Here is a 24,321-nt window from a genome sequence, read left to right as displayed (position 1 = left end):
GATTATTATAAAATAACAATCCTTTGCAAACTTTAATCCTATATTAACATGAATTTCCCACGACTCGAAATACCCATGCCATTAAAAAAAATCCTTCCTGTTGTAATGGGATTAAATGCTTGCGACCCCAATGCCAACCACGACACCAACGGATATGATAATTCTTGTGAAGGATTAGTGGCCTGTTTTGAAGAACAGATCCCAGGAATCACTCTAGCTTTAGAAACACTCCCGGATTACGTCCGAAACGCTCTTATTGCCACTGAAGAAAGATTGAAACAAGAGACCGCAAACGACCTAGCAATAGATACATCCGATCTTACAACTCGAACCGATTGTTTTAAGTCCGAAGATCTTTCCGAAGCCGTAACCGATTGTGAAGAAAGCGCCGGGATTACCGAAGAAGAATGCAATGGAGAATATAGTATAAACGATGATTTTACCGGGCATGATCTTGCTCTTATCGAGGGCTCCGCTGCCATCACCCAAGCGACCTGTCCAAATCCCGACATGGAAACGGTCAAATTCGCCCTCACTTCTCAATCTTATGACGGAAGGGATTTGCGTTGCATAACAACCGCTTACGTTTGCAATCAATAATTCGCTTAATTCGCCGTCTCGTACAGTACAAAGTTGAACACCGGCAAAAACGATTCGAGTTTCACTTTCACGTCAATATTTTGCGTCACACCGCCGCTCGTGCCATCGGCTTGAATCAGTGTATATTCGCACGGCGACTCGCTCACCCCTTGATTGGCCGTGGAAAGCTGTAATTGGAGACCGTAGTCCTCCGGCAATGGATTAAAAGGATCTTGCGCCGACAACACAATCACATTGGTCAAAATAAGGGTGTTGAAATAATGGTTTTCTAAAAAATCGGAAATTGGATAATTATTGTAATGCACATAAGTGCCTCCTTCAGACCCTTCATAAAAACTCGCCGTATTCACCATCGCATCCAAGGTCTTCGTGTCCCCGGTGTATTCAAAAAGCCCGCTGATCGCCTTGGTATTCCCATCTTTTTTATCAATGCCCAAAATTTTCCATCGCAAAACATTACCGGAAACCGCTTTGAGATTTCCGTCACGATCTTCAACCTTAAAAGAAAGCGTAAAATCCTCAAGATCCGCTCGCCCCACCTCGGCATCCCATCGATACAACGGCCAAGACACGGATTTCTGAATCCCCAATTCGCGCCATGCGTTTTCTTCATGAGCGCAAGGAACCAAGGTCTCCGCAGCCATCATGTTGTAGGTCATCAAAGCCCCATTTCCAAGCATCACATTCTGACTTTGGACTCCGGAAGTATCATCCTGCGCTTCATACCCGGGCAACCGATTTTCACGATAATACAAGGCCGATTCCACCGCTCCCTCTGCGGAAAAATACGCCATTCCCGCATCCACCACATTGCGTTCCACACGGATCGAATCCACTACAATTTGACTGATCCCAAACCCAAAAACCATCAAAAATGCCATCAATAAAAGGGAAATAAGTAAAGCACTCCCCCTTGGATTTTTTTTAATTGTTCGTCTTTCGTTTTTCATATTTTTTTAATAAATTTTTAATTTAAAATTCCACCCCATACACTCGACTCGCAATCGTGGACTGCATTTTTACCTGCAAAACTTCGGGAAGTAAGGTGGACATACTCCGTGCCGCAATCACCACATTCACACTCGGCTGATATTGCGAAGCATCTTTTATATAATTTTCATACGGACTGCTCAACGGCTTAATCATGAATTGAACATAATCAAGATCCACTCGTTGTGTTTCAAACGGCTGAAACCCGGAATAATAGCCTTCCGAAGCGATCCAATTCACGGCCGTCGTATCATAATCCAATTCCAAAATCGAAAATCCTCCATCTTGAAATCGATACGACATGCGATGCTCTCCGTCGGCGGAAATAAGATGCAACGAAGACGTTTGTCCCTGGGCTGATAATCCGGATGAAGCCCCTGAGCATTCGCCATAATCCGAGCCATAAGAGGAATCCATAACTGCCGCGGCCTCATAACACTCATAATCAATCGTATACAACCGCACATCTTGCGTGATTTTATCCATTAAAAAACGCGTTTCCGCATACACGGACCGCACCTCGGCCGCATGACGCAACGCACGACTCACATAAATATACGTGGTCGAAGCCACCCCCACAAAAACCGTAAAAATCACCATACTGATGATGAGTTCCACTAATGTAAAGGCCTTAGGATGGTGGGCTTGTTTGCATTGGTCATGGTGAGCTTGTCGAACCATACCTTCACGATCAAGCTTTTTCTTAGGCTCACACTTCGGCAGGCTCAGTGTGACAGAGCTTTCCCAATTTTTAATGTATTTTTTGATCATTTGAACATTGGATAATTAGTCATTTATTGGATCATTGGTCATTCTCTACAACGGGCCTTCTTTCCAATCCGAAAGCCGAGTCGACACTTCCATACTTTTTGAATGTCCATGCTCGTCCCACAACACCACCGCCGTCACTTCCGCAATGTCTTCTGCCGAATTCGGATACGTAACATACAAATAACGTTTGTAAGGAGAAGCTTCCGCCTCGGAGGCCCAAGAAGAAAGACTTGCATCTTTGTCCTGTACATAAAAATGACTGGCATCATTCCCGGCCCAATACAATTGAACTCCCTCGGATGAAGGTTCTTCTGTCCCCAAAAAAGTCAATTTAAAAGGCTCAACCGTAGATCCCGGGACATAATCAATCAAATAATAACCTTCTTGTTCAAACCCAATCCCCCACAACGAATCTCCTTCATTCCACGTATAATTTTGCAACCAATTGCTGTCGCGAATCGTGCGCATTCCTTCCAATCCTTCTTGTGCCAAATAATACGCGGTCAAACGATGGATATTGGCTTCATTCGCACGAATGGACGTGATCGTAAGTGTGGTGATTCCAATAAGCACAATACTCAAAATCGTCACACCGATCACCACTTCCGCGAGGGTGAATGCACGGGCAAGGCATCCTTTTTTCTCAAATTTTGAACGTAAAATTTTCATACAAAAAAATTAAAGCGCCTCAACCTCACTCTGCGTGAGGATCATAAAGCTCGAAGTTACAGGATTGATTTTCACCACTTTATTCAAAACCGACTCCGAAGAATTTTGATACGTCAAACGCACTTGCACTTCCGTCACCTCGGATTTTTCAACAAGCAAACCCGAATCCAAATACACGGAAACATCCCCCTTGGGCGGCGAAAAAAGAAAAGCGATCCAATCAACGGTGTCGGTCTCTGTCCCGGAAACCGTCATCGCCGTCCAATCGATGTCGGTAACAAAAACCAAATCCTCCCAAGACAATTCTTTAACAGGCTCACGATCGGACATCACACATAATTGAGTGTCTTCATCTCGTGACGTTTTAAATAAAACCGGCAAACTTCCTTTTTCAATCGTTACCCCATAACAAACCACGGTCGAGTCCGCTCCATCCACTTCTTCGATTTGCGAAAATTGCGTTTGGCTACGCACAGTGGCATCGCCCAACAAGGCAACCAGTTCTTCGGCCGCCACTTGAATTCTCGCTTTTTTAACCGAAAATCCGTAATCCAAAAGCGCCACTCCGGTGAGCACGGCCAAAATAGTGATCACAATGAGAAGCTCAATTAAAGTAAAACCCAGAGTTTCTTGGCGAGAGGCCAAAGAAGATTTTTGGGCAATTCCACAGCGACAATCGGCTTGGCCTCCGCAACGCGGAGCGATTGGAGCGAGGCATAGCGGGCGTTCACCGCAGGAGCGAACGAACCGCGGTGGCCAAAAAGCCTTCTTGGTTCCTCTCGCCACTTTGGCTATTTTAATGAAAAAAAAATTTAAATTCATAAAATCAATCTTAAAACATCCTAAACAAGTTCACTGAGAGAGAACACCGGGCCCAAAATCGCAAGCGCCAAAACCGCCACCGCTCCTCCAACAAGCACAATCACGAGCGGTTCCAAAATCGTAGTCATATTTTTAATCGAATGTTCAATTTCTCGTTCATAATGATCCGCCAATTTAGAGGCCGCCTGATCGAGGGTCGCAGAATTTTCTCCAATGGAAAGCATGGCTGTCACGGTTTCCGGAAATAAAAATGGCGTGGTCGCCAAAGTCTCGGAAATTTTTTCTCCGTGCTCCACCGCGGCCACCACTTCTTTCACTTTCCATTCATAAAGCGTATTGCCCATGGAGTCACCCAAAATCGAAAGCGCCTTATTGATCGGCAACCCGGACGAAGACAAAACCCCCAACATACGAACAAACTTAGCAATCAATGATTTCTGAATCAGATCTCCCACAAATGGAATTTTTAAAATCCAATAATCCACTTTCAATCGACCGGATTCGGTATTGGCATAAACACTTCCCAATACTCCCAAAAGAAAAACTCCAATCGCAATAGCCCAAAAATAACTAATAAAGAAAGTACTAAAATCAATCACCACTCGGGTCAGCAACGGCAATTTGACATTGCTTTCAACGAAAAAATCTTGCAACCGAGGCACCACTAAGGTCATCACCACCAAAGTGGCAACCACCAACACAACCATAACCACCGCGGGGTAGGTCAACGCCCCTCGAACTTTCAAACGAACTTCATACGCGCTCTCCACTTGTTTGGAAAGCCGTGCCAACATTTGATCCACACGCCCAATCGCTTCTCCGGATTTGACCACACCAAGCTCGGTATCGTCAAAAACCATCGGAAATTTAGCCATCACCTCGGAAAGAGGATGTCCGCGTTCGACATGATGCGCCATCGTCGCAATCACGCGTTTAAACCGTTCATTCGTGGTTTTAGTGGAAAGAATTTTCAAGGAATTCAACATCGGAATCCCGGCATCCAACATCACAGAAAGCAAATGGAAAAAGTATGCTTTTTCTTTAAGGGGTACTTTTTGTCGATCTATAAAAAAATCGTTCAACCGCACCATCAAGGATTCCTTGGATCGATCCGTCACGCCGTAAATCACGACTTCATTTTGAGCATTTTTCACTTCCCCCAAAGAGGAAAGAGCTTCATCAATGGAAAATTCACTCATACAACTTAAGGATTAGAAATTATTGATAATAGGCTTCCAAAGAAACATTAAATGTCATAAGGTAACCGGCTTCAGTCACCTCTCCAAGTTGAACCCCAACCGAAGAAACCTTAAAAAGACGTGAACTGTTTTCCAAAGCCTGCAACAACGAAATCAAACTATTGTAATAACCTATAAAATTAGCGGAAATCGTAACCGTATTCGCTCCATCGGTTTGCGCATTTTGAAGTGAAAAAGACATCGAGGTCAAAGACACGCCAACCGTTTTGGCAATCGCAGACAATTGCTTCACCAACGCATCTTCGTTGAGTCCTTCCGGAACCAAAGTGAGTAATTTTTCACGTTCCACTTCGGCTGTAGGAATTTTTGATTCCAATCCGGTAAGAGACGCCAACTCGGCCTGCGAAGTGGCCAATTCGGTTTGTTGAGCGGTTAAGTCTGCGGAAAGAGCAGTGACGTCAGCGCGCATGGGCTTCCAAATAAGGGCCGCGACCAAAACCGCGATCACAAGAAGTCCGGCAGTAACAAGTTGAGGAGAAGATTTTTTAGACATATTATTGAACGTTAAAGGTTACTCCAAAACTAACAACTCCTGTCCCGGAATCCGTAGATCCCTGAGTCAAAGAGGCGACGAACGGATTGGAAAAGGTCGGTTCGCCTTCAAGAATTGAAATGAGCTCAGCCGCAGATTCATAAGACGTCGCCAGCACACTCACCGTCATTTCCCCTTCGCTGGAAGCGGAATACGAACGGTAAAAAATATCCACTGGCGTGATTTCAAGCAATCGTGTGATCACGGAAGACCATAGGATAGCTGAGGCCTGGACTTGATCCACGGTTTGAGCCGCCACAATGATGGATTCCACCTGTTTAGCGCGCATTTCATCCAACGCGGTATTGGTTTCGCTGATCTGCGCATTCACATCATCAATAGAACGTTGGACCGAATAGCGTTGAAAGGCGGACCAACCCGTGAGAAGCAAAACAAAAAGCACCACCACTCCGGCCACAAGATGGCTGAGTTTAAGGGAGCTTCCAGGAAGTGCGGAACGTTCTTCCGACATAGATAAGGGGGTTAAAGTTTGTTTGAGTTTTCTGTATATTGTATCTCATTTTCGAAGATAAGTCAACTCGCGCCCATTCGCGCCAACCTTATAAAGAGCTATACTGAATTTATGAAAAAACCCATTTCTCCTCCCCGAAAACATTTCATTGCCAAAAACGAAGGCTTTACCTGCAAAAAATGCGGAGCTCTGGTCTCTCCGCTGGGCCGCAGTTACCGCAACCACTGCCCGTTTTGCATGTATTCCCTTCACGTGGATCGCGACGTGCCCGGCGATCGTTTGAGCGAGTGCCAAGGCCTCATGAAACCGCTGCGCCTCGAAAAAGGAAATCGCAAGGGCTGGCTCGGCATGGACGTAATTCATCGTTGTGAAACGTGCGGAAAAACCATTAAAAATCTCCTGGCCGAGGATGATCAATGGGAAAGGATTGGGAAAATTTAACTTACACTTTTTTCATGACAGTTGTTTTAGCCATCTCCGGCGGCCCCGACTCTGTCTACCTTTTATATAGACTCCTTAAAAAAGGCCAACGCCCCATTCTTGCCCACTTCAATCACCAATTGCGCGACAAAGAAAGCGACGCGGATGAAATATTTGTAAAAAAACTTGCACAACAACATCACCTGACATTCGAAACCGAATCCGCAAATGTTAAAAAATGGGCCAAAATTCACAAAAAATCTCTGGAAGAAGCCGGCCGAATTCTTCGTTATGAATTTCTTGAACGTGTTCGCCAAAAACACAACGCTCAAGCCATCTTCACGGCCCACACCCTCGACGACAATCTCGAAACCGTGCTCCTTAATAAAGCGCGCGGTTGCGGACTCAAAGGTCTCATCGGCATACAATCTCGAAACGGATTTCTTCATCGCCCGCTCCTTAATACACGCAAACTCACGATTCTCTCTTCTCTCGCTCATGAAAAAATTCCTTATCGCATCGACTCCTCCAATCAGAGCCTTGAATTTACGCGAAACCGAATGAGGCTCGTCACCCTTCCAAAATTACTCAAAAAAAATCCAAATCTTTTTAAAGATTTTCAAATTGAACGTCGCCAGGCGTTACAAGAATATAAAACGCTTAAAAAAGAAACAAAAAACTGGCTCAAAAAAAACGCAAACGCATTCTCTTTTTCCACCAAATCTTTCCTCAAACTTCCTCAAGAAAAACGTCATTTCCTCCTCCAATATTTATACGGCTATTTTTACAAAAGCACCTACAACCTCTCCCGCACGCTCATCCTTGAAATCGAAAAACTCATTCAAAACGATCACACCGGAAAAATGAAAAAATTCGGGCCTCAGATAAATGTCAAAACCGCGTACCATTGGGTTCACTTTAAAATCTTAAAACATGAACGAATAAAAGCTAATGTCGTGGTGAGCTTGTCGAACCACACATTCAAAAACAAGCCCATTTCTAAAGTCATGGTTCGAGAGCCTCACCATGACAAACACTCCCTTCTCGATCTCAACTTTTCCCTCATCCCCAACGGCCTCATCAAAATCCGCGCCGCCAAACCCGGGGACCGCTTCCAACCCTCGGGAATGAAAGGCACCAAAAAACTCCAAGATTTTTTCACAGACCTCAAAATCCCGCGCGAAAAACGCCACACCATCCCCGTGTACACCACTCAAGACGATGTCATCATTGCCGTGGGCACGCGACTGGACGAAAAATTTAAAAAAAATAAATGATTTCTATGGCGTTTCCCCTATTTTTATCGTAAAATCACTTTCGCTATGCAAGATGAACTCCCTCCAAAATCCGCAAAAAAACCAATGGGAAAGCCACAAAACCCTTTCCTATACCTTCTTCTCGTCACGCTCTTTGTGACGTGTCTTTATTTTTTCTTCAACTCCGGCACCTCGGTCACCGAAGAAACCCCACTCAGCACTTTTACTGAAAGTGTTGAAAAAGGCGAAGTCAAAAAAATTGAGGTCAACAGCAATCGTATTCTTTATTCCCTCACCGACGAAGCCGATACGTACGAGTTTTTTACCGTCAAAGAATCCTCAGCCACGCTCTCGGATATTCTAAAAGACGTGGACCCAACCTTATTGGAAACCATTCAAGTCGACGTGATCGACACGCAAAAATCAAATTTCTGGAAAGACCTGCTCATCAGCCTCATCCCTTTCGCGATTTTCATCGGGTTTTTTGTATTCATGATGCGCCAAGCGCAAGCCTCCAACAATCAGGCCATGGCGTTTGGAAAAAGCCGTGCGCGTCTCAATGAAGAACAAAAGAAAAAAAATAAATTCAGTGATGTGGCTGGCGCCGAGGAAGCCAAAAATGAACTCGAAGAAATTGTGGATTTCTTAAAAAATCCAAAAAAATACACAACCATGGGTGCCAAAATCCCAAAAGGCGTGATCTTAATCGGACCTCCGGGCTGCGGAAAAACCCTTCTCGCCCGAGCCGTGGCCGGCGAAGCCGATGTGCCTTTCTTTAATATTTCCGGTTCCGAATTCGTGGAAATGTTTGTAGGGGTGGGCGCCTCACGCGTCCGAGATTTATTCAAGCGCGCCAAACGCAATGCGCCTTGTATTGTTTTTATTGATGAAATCGATGCCGTAGGTCGCCAACGCGGCGCCGGCATGGGTGGCGGACACGATGAACGCGAACAAACCCTCAATCAAATTCTCACGGAAATGGATGGCTTTGAACAAGGCTCAAATGTCATTGTCATGGCAGCCACCAATCGTCCCGATGTGCTCGATCCCGCCCTCCTCCGCCCCGGCCGTTTTGACCGACGCGTGGTCGTGGATCGTCCGGATTTAAAGGCACGCGAAGCCATTTTGGAAGTGCACGCCCGCAACAAACCTCTCACTCGTGTGGACCTCAAAAAAATCGCCCAACAAACCCCGGGATTCTCCGGAGCTGATCTTGAAAACCTTCTCAATGAAGCCACGATTCGAGCCGCCAAAAAGAATCAAAAAACCGTGAATGTCAGAGACATCGAACTCTCTGTGGAAAAAATCGTCATGGGCCCGGAACGCAAATCGCGCGCCATGTCCGTCGAAGAAAAAAAGATCACCGCGTACCACGAAGTCGGCCATGCCTTGGCCGGACATTTTTCACCCAAATGCGATCCCGTACATAAAATCTCTATTGTATCGCGCGGCATGTCTCTGGGCGCCACGTGGTTCCTCCCGAATGAAGACAAACACTTGAGCAGTCGCAGCAAATTCTTTGATGAACTCGCGTCACTCCTTGGAGGTTATGTGGCCGAAGAATTGATCTTTGGCGAAATGACCACCGGCGCTTCCAATGACCTCGAACGCGCTTCTCGCATTGCCCGAAAAATGGTCACCGAATACGGCATGAGCACCCTCGGGCCCATCATTTATGGCGAATCCAATCAGGAAGTTTTCTTAGGCCGCGACTTTGGCCGTGTACGCAATTTCTCGGAAAAAATGGCCGCTGAAATCGATTCCGAAGTGGAAAAAATCGTCAAAACCGCTTACGAAAACGCCAAAAAAATCCTCGCCAACCACAAAGATTTTCTCCACAAAATCGCCGAAGCCCTGATCGAGAAAGAAACACTTTCACAAAAAGATTTCTTGGCTTTCTTTCCCCCCACGACCCTCAAAAAATCCGAGCTCAAAGCCCTAAAAGAGGAAAAAGAAAAGAATGAATAGAAAAATTTTCTCCCCTTTACCTTTTTCCATTCTTGTTTTAACTTATCCGTATGAAACCCATCGGAATCGGAAAAATCACCAAAGCCAAGCTCAAATCTCTTTCGCGCCACGAGCACGAATTGAGTGAGCCCTTGATGCGACCCGCGCCTTTCACTCCTTCGATTTCCCCATCCGAAACTCCGAACACAGGTACAAAAGCTCAAGGCTCTCAAACTCAAACGCACGACGAAGAAGAAGGCCAACTTTCCGTAGACGTGTACCAAACCCCAACCGAAATGATCATCATCGCTCCGGTGGCAGGCACGCCCCCGAGCGACATCAACATCAACATCACGGACGATGTGATCACGATCAAAGGCTTTCGTGAAATCCCCAACAAAGAATCCATCAAAACCAACGATCCTTATATGAAGGAATGTTTTTGGGGAAAATTCTCCCGATCCGTCCTGCTCCCCGGTTCCGTGGACTCAAGCAAAGCCGAAGCGCGATTCAAACACAACATTCTCACCATTCGCATCCCAAGAACCGAACGCGTCCGCACAAGACTCATTCAAATTCGCGAAGAATAATTATGCCACAATCCCCCATCAAAAAGGCCGTTTTCCCTGCCGCGGGTTTTGGAACGCGATTTCTCCCGGTCACCAAAGCGCAACCCAAAGAAATGCTCCCCATTGTGGACAAGCCGGTTATTCAATATTTGGTGGAGGAAGCCGTGGCCGCAGGCATTGAAGAAATCATCATCATCACCGGTCGTGGCAAACGCGCCATCGAAGACCATTTCGACGACTCGTTCGAGCTCGAATACAATCTCGTAGAAAAAGGAAAACACAACCTATTAAAACAAGTCCGCGCCCTTTCCAACTTAGCCAAATTTGTATACGTGCGCCAACCCTCGCCCAAAGGCGATGGCCACGCAATCCTATGCGCCAAAGAACTACTGCACGACGAACCGTTTGCCGTGTTGTTCGGAGACGATGTGGTGGACGGCTCGGTTCCGGCGCTCAAACAACTCATCGATGTTTACAATGAAAAACGCGCCTCTGTGATCGGGCTCGAAAAAATTGATCGAAAACAAAGTGACCAATATGGCATGGTGAAGGCAAAATCAATCCATGGTCGTCTTGTGGAAATTGAAGGTCTCGTAGAAAAACCAAAGCCTGAAAACGCGCCTTCCGACCTGGGAATCATTGGAAAATACATTTGCACTCCGGCCTTACTCCGAGAGCTTGAAAAAGCCGAATCCGGCACCAAAGACGGAGAAATTCGCCTCATCGACGGGTTCCGACGATTGCTTGGGAAAGAGTCAATTTACGGGTATGAAATTGAAGGAAAACGCTACGATTGCGGCACCAAACTCGGATTGATTCAAGCCACGCTCAACTTTGCACTCAAACGCGACGACCTCGGCCCGGAGCTCAAAACCTATTTACAAAACCTGACAAAAAACTTGAGATAAAAAACCAAAAAACAACGTTTACGGCTTAAAAAAGCGCCGGGTGTACTTTTGCGTATTCGGAGTTAAGCGCATTGATTCTCGAAAGAAAATTTGATACAATAAGGAGATACACAAAAACAACTCAAAAATAAAAACAAAATCTCATGGACTACCAAGCCTTGCTCGTCGAAGTGGAACGTCAAAAACTCGAAGGACACCATGAAGAGGCCATTCATATTTGTGAAAAAATTCTCAATTATGATCTGGACTGTTTGGAAGCGTTTGAAGAGATCGGAGATAACTTTTTAAGTATACGAGAATACGGAAAAGCAAAAAAAGCCCTGGAACGTGCGATTCAAATCGATCCGAATAGCGCCAATGCCAATTATTTATTGGGGTTTGCACATTCCGCACTTGGGAATTGGAAAACTTCGGTTCAACTTTTAGAGAAAGCCGATGAACTTCAACCCAACCACCCGGAAATTCTCCGTTGTTTGGGCTGGTCTTATTTTCATTTCGGTCAACGCAAAAAAGGACTCATTGTCTTGGAACGCGCCCTAACCATGTCTCCTCAAGATTGTTTGATCATGTGCGACCTTGCCGTGTGCTACTTGAACGATCGCGAATTCAACAACACCGTCAGTCTTCTCCAACGCGCCTTAACCATTGATCCCGAAAATCAAAAAGCCAAAGATTGCCTCGAAACCGCGTTGTTTTTTCAAAAGGAATACCAGAGATTGAAGGAGGAAAAGTAGAAATTCCTAAAAAACACTTCAAAACAAGTGGTCAGGAAGAATTTTTATTCGCATGGGAGCGAAATGCCTCGGATCATGATTCTCGGCATTTCTTCCTTAAAAATGCTCATAAAAATTTTCCTCTCCCACTTGTTTTTCTTAATCATTTTCCCTATACTCCGCTCGAAGAAAATCGGAGTGATCGCTCCTTAAATGGAGAGGAAAGTCCGAGCAGCTTGGCCCATGAAAATCGCTAACAGCGACCGTGTCCCGGTGAAAACCGAGATATAGGGAAAGTGCCACAGAGACGTAGCTCCGCTTCGGCGGAGAGTGAAACGCCCGCAAGGGACTCTGTCGGGTGACCGATGGAGGGGTAAACCCTTTCTGCTGCAAGGTGAACTGGAGGTTTGGGATTCAGGGCGAGGCCACTCTCCAAACCTTTCACCGCACGAGACCGTTGGCAACAACGGCCCTAGAGAGATGATCACACCGCCGCTCCTTTAGGACCCGCGGACAAAACTCGGCTTATGATGATTTTCTTCTTAAAAACTCACTGGAGCAAAAACTTCGGTGAATTTTTAATATTAAAAATTCCTTCCCTCCCGCCCGAATAACTCCTAAAATGAACTCATGAAGAAATCCGAAATGCTCTTCGGTCTTGCAAAAATTCCCTTGGACGCGGGAATGGCCTTTTTAGCGTTCATGGCCGCGTATCGACTTCGCCATTACACCGACCTGATCCCGGGTATCCATTTTCAACCCATCGACACGCTCAGCTTCCCTTCGCTTCCCGATTTTTTAACATTGGCGGGCTGGACCATCCTCGCGCTCGTACTCGTACTCGCGCTCAACAAAATGTATTCGCTCCGAAAAACAAACCGCCTCGGTAGTGAAATTTTTAAATTGATCTTTCTCGTATCCGCTTGGATCATGCTCATCATCGGATATTACTTCATCACGCGCCAATTCTTTTTCTCTCGTTTGGTTCTCGGCTACATCTGGATTCTCACCATCGTGGCACTCAGCTTGGGACGCATCGGAATCCGCATTCTTCAACACACCTTCGCCCGATTTGGAATAGGCCGACGACGAATTCTCATGATCGGCGACAACATTCTCACGCAAAAAATTTCCAAAAAACTCAAACAAAACCCCATTCATCACATTGTCGGATTGCTCACATTAAAAGGAACCACTTCCGCAAAAACAACCTTGCGCGTGCTCGGCTCCTTTAAAAATCTCGAAGAAATCGTTAAAAAATACCACATCGAAGAAATCATTCAAACCGCTTCCGACCTTTCCGAAACCGAAGCCGAAGGCATCATCAAGTTTTGTCGTGAAAATCACCTCCAATACCATTTTGTACCGGATATTTTACAAATGCACTCCACGCAAATCGACGTGTTCAACATCGATGGATTGCCCATGATTTCTCTCAAAGCCACGCCTCTCGATGGATGGGGACGCGTTTTTAAACGCATTTTCGACAGCATGGCCGCCGGATTTTTTCTCATACTCCTCTCTCCCCCCTTACTGCTGGTGGCGCTCGGCATCAAACTCGACAGCCGCGGCCCGATTCTTTTCACGCGAAAAGACAACGGGGATCCGGTGCAACGCGTGGGGTATCAGGGCCAACTCATCCCCTTCTACAAATTCCGCACCATGAAGCACAAAACCGACAGTCTGCGCTACACGGATTTGGCTGAAAAAAACATTCGAAAAAATTCCCCTCTGCTTAAAATTAAAAACGATCCTCGCGTCACACGATTTGGCCGCTTTTTAAGACGATGGAGCCTCGATGAATTACCCCAATTGTGGAGCGTCCTGATCGGCGATCTCAGCCTGGTGGGCCCGCGCCCGCACCTCCCGGAAGAGGTGGCGCACTATGAAAAACATCAGCGTTTTGTCCTCACCATCAAACCCGGCATCACCGGCCTGGCGCAAATCAACGGCCGCAGTGATCTCGATTTTGAAAAAGAAGTCGAACTCGATAGCTACTACATTGAACACTGGTCCATGCTTCTCGACCTCAAAATCCTGGTTCGAACCATTTTTGTGGTGCTGAGTGGAAAGGGGGCGGATTAACCCATTGTGTTGACAACTGCAACACACTCATGCTATCCTTTTTATAGCTTTAAATTTCATAAATTTAATTTTAAAATGTCCAATATTCACGTACGCATCAAAGACAACACTAAAAAAGCTGCGATAAAAGTGCTGGATGAAATGGGAATTGATATGAGCACCGCCATCACAATGTATTTGCATCAAATTGTAATCACTCAAGCCATCCCTTTTCGTTTAATAACTGAAAATGGCTTAACGCTTCAAGAGGAACAAGAAATTTTAATAGCTTCCGATGAGGCCAAAAGAGGCATAAACGTGAGGGGTCCGTTTAAAACAAAAAAAGCATTAAGAGCGCATCTTGATTCCATGAAATGAAAATTTTATTTCACAAAACATTTGATAAACGTTACCGCAAACTTAATCTTAAGCTGAAGCAAAAAGTGGATGCGACTCTTTTAATATTCATGACCAATCCTTTTGATCCCGTCCTCAAAAACCATCCGCTCAAAGGCTCCCTGCAAGGCAAAAAATCTTTTTCAGTGACGAGTGATGTCCGAGTTATTTTTGAAGAACATGAAAAATACACGGTAGTGCTGATGTTGGATGTCGGCACACATAATCAGGTCTATGGAGAAAATTAATATATGTCTCCGCGTTCCCTCCAATTTTTAACCATTGCCGCAGTTATAATTATTTTTTTAGGAATACCGAGGTTTCCGCTCTCCGAATCTAATCCCGGAGTCCCAACAAGAACATCCATTCTACCTATTTCTTGCCCGTTTGGATCTGGACGAATTTCATCGAGTTTTCCAATATCTCTCTCTTCGCCATTTAAAGACATAAAATATTTTTTAAAGGGAACGGCTGAATTCTCTAATAATAATAATAATAATAATATGTCAAGGCTTTCCATTATCTTAATTCCCATTCTTTTCTTTAAAATCTGCTAAACTCCGCTTACGAATTCAAAAAATTTAATTTCTTCTCATGCTCGTCCGCCTCATCAACGCCATCCTCGGCGATCCCAATGAAAAAGAGCTGAATCGCCTCGGCCCCACGGTCGAACACATCAATAAAATCGAAGAAGAGTACCAGAAAACGCTCAAAGAAGAAGACATCCCCAAGAAAACCGAAGAATTCAAAAAACGCCTGGCAGACAACGAAACCGACCTCGAAGGACTCGTGCCCGAAGCCTTTGCTCTCGTCAAATTCGCATGCCGCTGTGCGTGCGGAAAAAAATGGGATGTGCGCGGGCATGACGCCGTTTGGGACATGGTGCCCTACGACGTTCAGTTGTTGGGAGGCCTCATTCTCCACTCCGGAAAAATCGCAGAAATGAAAACCGGGGAAGGAAAAACCCTCGTTTGTGTTTTGCCGCTTTACCTTAACGCGCTCACTCAAAAAGGCGTTCACCTTGTGACGGTCAACGAATACCTCGCCCGCCGCGACGCGGAATGGATGGGGGGAATTTTCAATCTCCTCGGACTCAGCGTGGGAGTGATCATTCACAATCAAAATCGCGAAGAAAAAAAGGCCGCGTACAATGCCGACATCACCTACGGAACCAACAATGAATTTGGATTTGACTACCTCCGCGACAACATGGCCGGCCGCGCCGAACACCGCGTTCAGCGCCCACTCCATTACGCCATCGTGGATGAAGTCGACTCGATCTTGATCGACGAAGCCCGCACCCCGCTTATCATTTCCGCACCGGCCGAAGAATCCACGGACAAATACATGAAATACTCCAACCTCGTGGGCCAACTCGAGGAAAAAGTCGACTACAACATTGATGAAGAAGCCAAAACCGCACTCCTCACCGAAGCCGGCATTGCGCACATGGAAAAACTCATGGGCGTAGAAAATATTTACACCGACGCCGGATTTCAGGAAGTGCATCACATCGAGCAAGCCTTGCGCGCCAAAACCGTTTACAAAAAAGACATCGATTACGTGGTCAAAAACGGAGAAATTCTCATTGTCGACGAATTCACGGGGCGCATGATGGAAGGCCGCCGCTATTCCGCCGGGCTGCACCAAGCCATTGAGGCCAAAGAAAAAGTGGAAATCAAACGCGAAAGCAAAACCTTGGCCACCATCACGTTCCAAAACTATTTCCGCATTTACGAAAAACTCGCGGGCATGACCGGAACCGCGCTCACCGAAGCCGAAGAATTCGCCACCATTTACAAACTCGAAACCATGGTGATCCCCACCCACCAACCCGTAACACGCAAAGACCAACGCGACACGATTTACAAAAACGCCCAAGGCAAATACATCGCGATTGCGAAAAAAGTAAAAGAATTACACGAAAAAGGACAGCCTGTGCTCATCGGCACGATTTCCATCGAAAAATCCGAACTTCTCTCCTCCATGCTCACCATGCAAGGCGTCAAACACAATGTTTTGAATGCCAAACATCATGAACGGGAAGCCGAAATCATCATGAACGCCGGACAATACGGCGCGGTCACCATTGCCACCAACATGGCAGGACGCGGAACCGACATCAAACTCGGCGAAAACGTGACTGCAGCGGGAGGGCTCTTTGTCCTCGGCACCGAACGCCACGAAAGTCGCCGCATCGACAACCAGCTTCGCGGTCGCTCCGGTCGTCAGGGAGACCCCGGAGCCAGCCAATTCTTCATTTCCCTTGAAGACGATCTCATGCGCTTGTTCGGATCCGATCGCGTGAGAGGCATTATGGAACGCCTCGGGATTCCGGACGACATGCCGATTGAAAATTCATTCATTTCCAAATCCATTGAAGGCGCACAGAAAAAAATCGAAGGCCGCAACTTTGATATTCGCAAACACCTGGTCGAATACGACGATGTGATGAATAAACATCGCGAAATCATTTATCGAAAACGCCATGCCTTGCTCGAACAAAACGACTTTCAAAAAGAAACCGAACACACCATTGAAGAAGAAGCCAACGTCATTGTAATGCGCCATTCCAATCCGGATATGGTCGGGGGCTGGGATTACAAAGAAATCGCAGAAACCTTGAACACCTTAACCCGAGATATCGAAGGGGAAATCGACGAAGAAGAACTCAAAAAACACAAAAAATCCGATGAATTGGTGGGCCTCGCCAAAACGTTTTTACTTGAACGTTACAAAGAAAAAGAAGAATCACTCCCCTCTCCCGATCTCATGCGCCAAATCGAACGCGCCGTGACCTTGCGTGTCATCGACACACTATGGATGGAACACATCGATGAAATGTCTCGCTTACGCGAACGTGTGGCTTTACGCGGATACGGCCAACGCGATCCGTTGATTGAATACAAACAAGAAGCGTTTCAAATGTTCACCGAATTAACCCAAACCATTCAACGCCAAACCGTGAACACATTGTTTAAAATCAAAGTCCGCGCCGCCGAAGACCAAGCCGCAAAACTCGGAGCCGCCCCCATTGCCGGAACCCTTCGCACCAACCAAAGCCAAATCGAAAGCGCGCTTCACGACGAAACACTCAAGGCCGGAGCCAAACCCTCCTATTTAAAAACCGGATTCGTAGCCCCCACCAATAAAACCATTTCTCAAACCGATACCGTAACCGTGATTCGTGCCGACGACACACCCCAAGGCATTCCCAACAAAGGCCCCAACAAAATCATCGGCGGAGGCGCTCGCACCGCCAATCAAACCGGCAGAAATGATCCTTGCCCCTGCGGCAGTGGGAAAAAGTATAAAAAATGCTGTGGGCAATAAAATTGCTTATAATGAGGGCAGAAATTTTCAGGCAAGAGGGATAGGAAAATTTTTGTGAATATTTTTAAGGAAGAGGACACGAGAATCATGATCCGAGTGTCCGACTCCCATGTGAACAAAAATTCTTCCTGACCGCTTGGCTTTATAATACAAAATGCGGGGAATAGGACACTCCCTTCGTTCGTGTCTGTTAATACTCCCCCTCATCAAACTCTCCTCCGGCATCTTGCATTTCCATATCCGCCACCACGTCTCCTCGTCCCACCAAAACCGTTCTTGGCTTAGCGCCATCGCCGGGGCTCACAACTCCATTTCGTTCCAGCATATCAATGAGCCGCGCCGCACGGGAATAACCCACTTTTAAATACCGTTGAAGCATGGTGGCCGACGCTTTTTGCGAACGTTTCACAATCGCCAAAGCCTGGTCGTAAAGCTCATCATCGTCATCATCTCCCATTTGAGAAGCCGGGACTCCTTGCACATGAAGCGAAGCCGTTTTTTTCGCCGTGACTTCTTCATTATAAGTCGGCTCATCACCTTGCAGCGTGAGCTTCACATTATTGGTCACTTTTTGAATTTCTTGAGACGAAACATACACCCCCTGCACGCGAATAAATTTTCCTGTAGTTCCGGATAAAAACAACATGTCTCCATTTCCCAATAAATCCTCGGCCCCGCCTCCATCCAAAATAGTTCGCGAATCGATGGACGAGGCCACCGTAAACGCCACACGAGACGGGATATTGGCTTTAATAAGCCCGGTAATGACATCCACGGACGGACGTTGTGTGGCCACAATCAAATGAATTCCAACGGCACGAGCGAGCTGCGCAATGCGACAAATCGAAGCCTCGACTTCCTTCCCCGCCACCATCATCAAATCCGCCAACTCATCAATCACCACCACGATCTTAGGCATGTGCTGCGGCGTATTGGGATCGCCATTGTATTCATCAATATTGCGATGCCCGGAATCCGCGTAAACCGTGTAACGTCGCGTCATTTCCGCCACCACCCATCGGAGCGCAATCGCAGCCCGTTCCGGTTCGGTGATCACCGGCGTTAACAGATGAGGAATCCCATTGTAAGTGGACAATTCCACTTGCTTGGGATCAATCAAAATCAACCGTAAATCGCGCGGCGAATTGTTGTATAAAAAGGAAAGTAAAATCGCATTCGTGAACACGGATTTCCCGGAACCCGTGGACCCGGCCACGAGCATATGCGGCATAGTGCTTAAATTCCCCACAATCGGCGTACCGGACACATCCCGACCAAACGGAATGATCAATTTGGACTTGGTTTTAGCCTGCAATTTCGCGTACGTTTCATCTTCCAGTAATTCGCGGAGACGCACAATCGCACGCGTGTCATTCGGCACTTCGATGCCCACGAGCGGCTTGCCCGGAATCGGAGCTTCAATACGAATCGCATTCGCAGACAACGCCAAAGCCAAATCGTTTTTCAATCCTGTGATTTTCGACAATTTCACGCCTTCATGCGGCTTTAACGTGAACTGAATCACCGTAGGCCCCACATGCACATCATTCATCCGAACTTGAATCCCAAACTGCGCCAATTTATTACGAATCACCTCGGCTTTTTCTCGTAAAATTTCAGGATCATGAGCCACGTCCGGTGCGCGTTCACTCAATAAATCCAAGGGCGGAAAAACCCACGGTTTTTCTTCTTTTTTCTCAGCTCCGGCTTCAGCCTCATCCAACGCTTGCGCAATTTTTTCCACCGGAATTTTCTCTCCTTCTTCCTCCTTCAAATCCACGTCCACATCCATATCTTCATCCTCGGTATTCGGATCCACAGGCCGCACATTCAACATCTCCTCCTCCGAAGTCGTGGGCAACGTGTGAATTACCATTTCTTCATCGTCTTCGTCCTCGTCATCAAACTCCTCCGGCTCTTCCCCGGTCACAATCGGCCGTTTTTTAATCTCCGGTTTTTGGCTAAACCAGGCCGGAATTTTAAATTCAACCAAACTCAAAACATCTCGAATTGAAACCGAAAACGTCAATAAAACCGAAATCAAAAACAACGCCAAAAATACGACATACGACCCGGTCACTCCTAAAATCTGTCGCGAAATAAAACTCGAAACAAATCCGATATACCCGCCGTATTGCCCGGCGCGAGCCACTTCATAAATCTGATCCTCAGGCACCGCAAGATGCAACGTCCCCAGCACGGAAATCGAAAGCAAAATCAATCCAAAAATACGCGTCGCGTCGAATCGAATCTGTCGTGCAAAAAAAAGCGCGAGCGAAATCCCACCCAAAAACACAGGCACCGCATACAGCCCCCATCCAAAAATCGGGGTCAAAAAACTATTCCACAAATGGCCAACCACGCCCAAACGTCCTTGAATACTCAAAACCGTCAAAATACACAGCGCCATATCCGTGACCGCCCAAATCTCACGCATCACATGAGTTTCAACCTTGAGCTGAAGCGTGGATTTTGAGGAACGACGCCGAGCAATAGGGCGCCTCGATTTGCGTAACGGCATGCGAAAAAGATAAAAAGAAAAGACCTAAACTCCGATTTAATATACAAAAAAAGGGACAAAAGAGCAACAGACACGAAGCGAGCAGCAGGCGAGCGAAGTGTCCTATCAACCGCATTCTCTCTCAGCGCAGCGAAGGGAAACTAGCATTTTTTCTCACGCGAAGTATTCCTATCCAGCATTTTAATAATAGCTAACACCTATCGTAGAGGGAGCCTTCATCTAGAAGTACCATCCACAGACGGTAGGATAACTTGGTTTACACAATCTTTCACTCGCGGTGACTTCCCCGGCGTCCCATAAAGACATGTCATAATAGCATCCCGGCACTGGACAGCTTCATCCCCTGTTTTCCCTGCATCTATACAGTCTTGCTCAAGATCATCAGCTTGTTCCTGAAGATCTTCTCGGACCTCGTGTAAACATCCATCAACAGTACCACTCCCATTCCCACTCGTAAAAAAACCACCCATACAATCCTCTATTTTACTCACCACAACGGCATTACATCTATCAACCGAAAGCGAACTCAACGGTCCTTCACAAACTTTCTGATCACAGGCAGTCAGCGCCAAAAAAGGCACAACGTTTCGTGCCACCCTAAAAGCCTTTTCAAAAAGTCCTCCCTTGGGTCTATCCATAGCCATAATTCAAGATTTTAAAAAATAAAATCACCACCAAGCTACACCCAGAAAAAAGAGTCTGTCAAACAGACACAAGTGAAACGAGTGTCCTCCCTCCGCATTTTTCCCTTATTTAAAAATTCATATAATTCTGATATCCTCCCACTGTCACCCTGATGCTCTCGAAGGGTGGCTTCAACGCCAAACTTTTTCTTAAATTCATGGTTCGAGACGCCACTTCGTGACTCCTCACCATGACAAAGTTACATTAATCCAATTCACCACCATGATCAAAACCCGCTTTGCCCCATCCCCCACCGGATTCCTTCACATCGGAAGTTTGCGCACCGCCCTATATTCTTATCTTTTTGCCCGACAAAAAAAGGGCAATTTCATCTTACGAATTGAAGACACGGACCAAACCCGTTATGTGGAAGGCGCGGTGGAAAGCCTTCTCAAAACCCTAAATTGGGCCGGACTGGAATACGACGAAGGACCCAATCCCACCAACCCCAACGAAAAAGAAATCGGCGAAAACGGCCCCTATATTCAATCCAAACGCACCGCCCTTTACCTCAAACACGTGGAAGAACTTTTACAAAAAGGCCACGCGTACCGCTGTTTTTGCACTCCCGAGCGCCTCGACCAGATGCGCACCGAGCAGCAAGCCAAGCACCTCGCCCCCATGTACGACAAAAAATGCCGCTATTGCTCCAAGGAAGAAACCGATAAACTTCTCGCTGAAAAAACGCCTTACGTGATTCGCCTCGCCATTCCGGAAAACGAAACGCTCCGCTTTCACGACGTGGTTCGCGGAGATCTCAAATTCGAATCCAATCTCATTGACGACCAAGTTTTACTCAAATCCGACGGCTTCCCAACCTACCATCTCGCCAATGTCATCGACGACCATTTTATGGGCATCACGCACGTGATCCGCGGCGAAGAATGGCTTCCTTCCACACCCAAACACCTCTATCTCTACAAAGCGTTTGGCTGGACTCCGCCCGAATTCGCGCACATTCCGCTCCTGCTCAACAAGGACAAAACCAAGCTCAGCAAACGCCAAAACGACGTGGCTGTGGAGGATTACATCGCAAAAGGCTACCTCAAAGAGGCCATGATCAACTACATCGCGCTTCTCGGCTGGAATCCCGGCGAAGGCAGCACACAGGAAATTTTCTCCCTCGACGAGCTCATCGAAAAATTCAATCTCGAGAACGTACACAAATCCGGTGCGATTTTTGACGTCGAGCGCTTGAATTGGATGAATGGGGAATACCTCCGAAAATTGACCGTGGACGATTTCGCTCAACGCCTCCTCCCCTGGCTCGAAAAAACCGAGTGGTTCACAGGAGAAAAAACCCTTGAAACGCCGTATGCAAAAACCGCGCTCAAGGCCGTCCAAACGCGCATCAAAACTCTCGCGGACGCAGCTCCGATGTTGCATTATTTTTTGAATGACACGATCGATTACGACCTCCAACTCCTTCAAAGCGAGAAAATGAAAATCGACGCAGTCATAGCCAAAACCGCACTTCAAGCCGCACGCGACGACCTCAATGCCCACACCGATTTTTCCTCTGAGGAAGCCATCAAAGCCTGCTTGGTCAAAACCATCGAACGCCTTGGGTTTAAAAACGGCCAAGTGCTCTGGCCTCTTCGCATGGCCCTCACAGGCCAAGAATTTTCTCCCGGTGCATTTGAAATGATTCAAATCCTGGGAAAAGAAAAGACGCTCGACCGACTGGATCAAACGCTACGAATTTTAAAATAAAAATTCTTCCACTTTCGTCGGTTCCTACCTAGATCGTAAATGGATTTTCCTTGAAAAAATCCTCTTTTTTGCTACACTTATTGCATGAATTTCAACGAACTCAAACAAATCATCCAACAAATCCAAAAAACAATCCCATGCAAGGATTGCAAACGTCCGTTTCCGGATGCCAACATCCACATCATCGGCACGGTCATGAATGAAGGATTTTTGGCGGCGCATTGCGATCATTGTAAAAATAAAACGCTCCTCAGCGTCTTCTTTAAAGCAAAGCGAATCTCCAAAAAAGGCGAAGCAAAAACTCCCCACGACATCCGCACCGTCCAACCCGACGAAGTGCTCGACATGCATAATTTTCTCAAAGATTTCGACGGCGACTTTTCCAGCCTATTCAGCAAATCCTCTTAATTTCCCCTTCTTAGCCCTCCTATCATGAAAAAATCCACCTCCCTCAGCGCTTGTTTTTTAATTGCGACTTTTTTAACCATATCTCTCTTTTCGGGCTGTACCGCCTCTGAAAAAATCGGGACCGTGGGCACCGAACTTAAAGACGCGGGTTCGAATATTGTCAATAAAGTAAAAGAAATCAAATCGTGGTTCACGACAAAGGCAGACCAAGCGCAAGAAGCCGCAGATGACATTCAAGAGGCCGCAGACAGCATCAATGAAGCTGTAAACAGCCTCGAGGAATTCACCGGAACGGAAGAGACTACCCCAAATACAAATCCGGCGTCCACCGAAACGCCATCAACGAATTGATAAACCTCAAATCGCACTACAGTAAAAACGGCATTAATTAGCCATTTTCTCGTTTTTATGCTATGCTCCCCTCCACTAACGCTTAACCCAAAATCCCCCTGCTCAAAGCTTCGCTTCACCTTCACGCCCAAGGCGATCTCGATGACTACATCCCCTACACGGTGATGGATCTTGTTGAACGGGCCTACAAACTCCACTTTGACGTACTGGCCATCACCACGCATCGCCGCGTTCTTTGCCCGAGCATCATTCAAGAAGCAGCCAAGAAACTCGGAATTCTCCTTATCCCCGGCATCGAACTCAATCTCAATGGCCACGTTTTAATTCTCAATGCCACGCCCGAAGCCGAAAATTTAAAAACCCTTCCCGATCTTCGCGAATATCGAAAAGCTCATCCCGAATGTTTTACCATTGCCGCGCACCCTTTTTACCCGGGAAAATCCAAATGTTTTCAAAAACGACTCGAACCCAATTTAGACCTGTTCGATGGCATTGAAAAATCATGGTTTTACAGCAAAACCATCGATTTTAATAAAAAAGCGGAACGCCTCGCCTCCTCACACGATCTTCCCTACATCGCCACCGCAGACGTCCATCTTTTCGAACAACTCGAAATGGGTCATGTCATGATTCACGCCGAAAAAAATAGCGAATCCATTTTTGAAGCCTTGCGCAACCAACAATTCGCCAACGTCTCGGAACCCAAAAAATTATTCCGAATGCTGTGGACCTTTGCGAAAATGAACATTGTCACCGCCAAAAAACATCTCCCCAAATTTCTTTTTGCCAAAAACGCTCCTTACGAATTTTTCTCCAGGGAACATCAAACCCTCAGCGCAACGAAGGGTCACATTTCTGCATTTTCTTCTTTCTCTAAAAAAGAATAAAATTAGTATTTTATCAAATCCGAGATTAAAATAGGG

23 protein-coding genes and 1 other RNA gene are annotated in these 24,321 nt (G+C 46.5%); 15 read left to right on the top strand and 9 right to left on the bottom strand.

Annotated elements, in window-relative coordinates; genetic code table 25:
* The first annotated feature begins 48 nt into the window (after positions 1–48).
* Positions 49–600, top strand: coding sequence for a hypothetical protein (locus tag WC882_05220; protein MFA5843034.1), 552 nt, complete (start codon positions 49–51; stop codon positions 598–600).
* Between the two features lie 5 nt (positions 601–605).
* Here the strand turns inward: WC882_05220 and WC882_05215 are convergent, their stop codons facing one another.
* The 7 genes from WC882_05215 to WC882_05185 are packed head-to-tail and all read right to left on the bottom strand — an operon-like array spanning position 606 to position 6,115.
* Complete coding sequence (locus WC882_05215; GenBank protein ID MFA5843033.1) at positions 606–1,550, bottom strand: hypothetical protein; 945 nt, start codon at positions 1,548–1,550, stop codon at positions 606–608.
* A 22-nt stretch (positions 1,551–1,572) separates the two neighbouring features.
* Complete coding sequence (locus WC882_05210; protein ID MFA5843032.1) at positions 1,573–2,361, bottom strand: prepilin-type N-terminal cleavage/methylation domain-containing protein; 789 nt, start codon at positions 2,359–2,361, stop codon at positions 1,573–1,575.
* A gap of 45 nt (positions 2,362–2,406) precedes the next feature.
* The gene (locus tag WC882_05205) at positions 2,407–3,030 is read right to left on the bottom strand and encodes a hypothetical protein (protein ID MFA5843031.1); all 624 of its coding nucleotides are present in this window, start codon (positions 3,028–3,030) and stop codon (positions 2,407–2,409) included.
* 9 nt (positions 3,031–3,039) lie between these two features.
* Positions 3,040–3,852, bottom strand: a complete 813-nt coding sequence (locus WC882_05200) for a prepilin-type N-terminal cleavage/methylation domain-containing protein (protein MFA5843030.1) — start codon at positions 3,850–3,852, stop codon at positions 3,040–3,042.
* Positions 3,853–3,872: 20 nt separating this feature from the next.
* Positions 3,873–5,051 (bottom strand): type II secretion system F family protein, encoded by a 1,179-nt coding sequence (locus tag WC882_05195; protein ID MFA5843029.1) that lies wholly within the window; start codon positions 5,049–5,051, stop codon positions 3,873–3,875.
* Between the two features lie 19 nt (positions 5,052–5,070).
* Positions 5,071–5,604: a type 4a pilus biogenesis protein PilO gene (pilO, locus tag WC882_05190; GenBank protein ID MFA5843028.1), complete on the bottom strand. Its 534-nt coding sequence runs from the start codon at positions 5,602–5,604 to the stop codon at positions 5,071–5,073.
* A gap of 1 nt (position 5,605) precedes the next feature.
* Positions 5,606–6,115, bottom strand: coding sequence for a PilN domain-containing protein (locus tag WC882_05185; GenBank protein MFA5843027.1), 510 nt, complete (start codon positions 6,113–6,115; stop codon positions 5,606–5,608).
* A 111-nt stretch (positions 6,116–6,226) separates the two neighbouring features.
* Between WC882_05185 and WC882_05180 the strand changes: the two genes are divergently transcribed.
* The 9 genes from WC882_05180 (at position 6,227) to WC882_05140 (ending at position 14,636) form a co-directional block, all read left to right on the top strand.
* Positions 6,227–6,556, top strand: coding sequence for an RNHCP domain-containing protein (locus WC882_05180; protein ID MFA5843026.1), 330 nt, complete (start codon positions 6,227–6,229; stop codon positions 6,554–6,556).
* Between the two features lie 14 nt (positions 6,557–6,570).
* Positions 6,571–9,759 carry an ATP-dependent zinc metalloprotease FtsH gene (ftsH, locus tag WC882_05175; protein ID MFA5843025.1) on the top strand — a complete coding sequence of 1,063 codons (3,189 nt, stop codon included), beginning with the start codon at positions 6,571–6,573 and terminating at the stop codon, positions 9,757–9,759.
* A 50-nt stretch (positions 9,760–9,809) separates the two neighbouring features.
* On the top strand, positions 9,810–10,328 hold the full coding sequence (locus WC882_05170) for an Hsp20/alpha crystallin family protein (protein ID MFA5843024.1): 519 nt from the start codon (positions 9,810–9,812) through the stop codon (positions 10,326–10,328).
* 2 nt (positions 10,329–10,330) lie between these two features.
* On the top strand, positions 10,331–11,215 hold the full coding sequence (gene galU / locus WC882_05165) for a UTP--glucose-1-phosphate uridylyltransferase GalU (protein MFA5843023.1): 885 nt from the start codon (positions 10,331–10,333) through the stop codon (positions 11,213–11,215).
* A gap of 143 nt (positions 11,216–11,358) precedes the next feature.
* The gene (locus WC882_05160) at positions 11,359–11,949 is read left to right on the top strand and encodes a tetratricopeptide repeat protein (GenBank protein MFA5843022.1); all 591 of its coding nucleotides are present in this window, start codon (positions 11,359–11,361) and stop codon (positions 11,947–11,949) included.
* A gap of 166 nt (positions 11,950–12,115) precedes the next feature.
* Positions 12,116–12,472: RNase P RNA component class A (gene rnpB / locus WC882_05155), an RNA gene on the top strand.
* 86 nt (positions 12,473–12,558) lie between these two features.
* Positions 12,559–14,013, top strand: coding sequence for a sugar transferase (locus WC882_05150; protein MFA5843021.1), 1,455 nt, complete (start codon positions 12,559–12,561; stop codon positions 14,011–14,013).
* Positions 14,014–14,088: 75 nt separating this feature from the next.
* The gene (locus tag WC882_05145) at positions 14,089–14,454 is read left to right on the top strand and encodes a type II toxin-antitoxin system RelB/DinJ family antitoxin (protein ID MFA5843020.1); all 366 of its coding nucleotides are present in this window, start codon (positions 14,089–14,091) and stop codon (positions 14,452–14,454) included.
* Positions 14,367–14,636 carry a type II toxin-antitoxin system YafQ family toxin gene (locus WC882_05140; GenBank protein MFA5843019.1) on the top strand — a complete coding sequence of 90 codons (270 nt, stop codon included), beginning with the start codon at positions 14,367–14,369 and terminating at the stop codon, positions 14,634–14,636. Before WC882_05145 ends, WC882_05140 begins: the two co-directional genes overlap by 88 nt.
* On the opposite strand, the gene WC882_05135 is transcribed toward WC882_05140, so the two are convergent.
* A complete protein-coding gene (locus WC882_05135; protein MFA5843018.1) occupies positions 14,633–14,923 on the bottom strand; it encodes a hypothetical protein in 291 nt (96 codons plus the stop codon). The genes WC882_05140 and WC882_05135 overlap by 4 nt on opposite strands.
* 59 nt (positions 14,924–14,982) lie before the next feature.
* On the opposite strand from WC882_05135, the gene secA reads away from it, so the two are divergent.
* Positions 14,983–17,721 carry a preprotein translocase subunit SecA gene (gene secA / locus WC882_05130; GenBank protein MFA5843017.1) on the top strand — a complete coding sequence of 913 codons (2,739 nt, stop codon included), beginning with the start codon at positions 14,983–14,985 and terminating at the stop codon, positions 17,719–17,721.
* Positions 17,722–17,911: 190 nt separating this feature from the next.
* Here secA and WC882_05125 read toward each other — a convergent pair whose 3' ends face one another.
* Positions 17,912–20,242: a DNA translocase FtsK 4TM domain-containing protein gene (locus WC882_05125; protein MFA5843016.1), complete on the bottom strand. Its 2,331-nt coding sequence runs from the start codon at positions 20,240–20,242 to the stop codon at positions 17,912–17,914.
* A gap of 906 nt (positions 20,243–21,148) precedes the next feature.
* Here WC882_05125 and gltX point away from each other — a divergent pair.
* From gltX to WC882_05105, 4 genes are all read left to right on the top strand, one after another.
* Positions 21,149–22,639 carry a glutamate--tRNA ligase gene (gltX, locus tag WC882_05120; protein MFA5843015.1) on the top strand — a complete coding sequence of 497 codons (1,491 nt, stop codon included), beginning with the start codon at positions 21,149–21,151 and terminating at the stop codon, positions 22,637–22,639.
* 84 nt (positions 22,640–22,723) lie between these two features.
* On the top strand, positions 22,724–23,047 hold the full coding sequence (locus WC882_05115) for a hypothetical protein (protein ID MFA5843014.1): 324 nt from the start codon (positions 22,724–22,726) through the stop codon (positions 23,045–23,047).
* A gap of 24 nt (positions 23,048–23,071) precedes the next feature.
* Positions 23,072–23,401 carry a hypothetical protein gene (locus WC882_05110; GenBank protein MFA5843013.1) on the top strand — a complete coding sequence of 110 codons (330 nt, stop codon included), beginning with the start codon at positions 23,072–23,074 and terminating at the stop codon, positions 23,399–23,401.
* A 161-nt stretch (positions 23,402–23,562) separates the two neighbouring features.
* Positions 23,563–24,285: a hypothetical protein gene (locus WC882_05105; protein MFA5843012.1), complete on the top strand. Its 723-nt coding sequence runs from the start codon at positions 23,563–23,565 to the stop codon at positions 24,283–24,285.
* The last annotated feature ends 36 nt before the right edge of the window (positions 24,286–24,321 follow it).

Source organism: Candidatus Gracilibacteria bacterium (assembly GCA_041658685.1).
GTDB lineage: Bacteria > Patescibacteriota > Gracilibacteria > UBA1369 > UBA12473 > JBAZZS01.
Note: the sequence above shows the minus strand (reverse complement) of the source record. Positions and strands in the feature narration are given on the sequence as shown.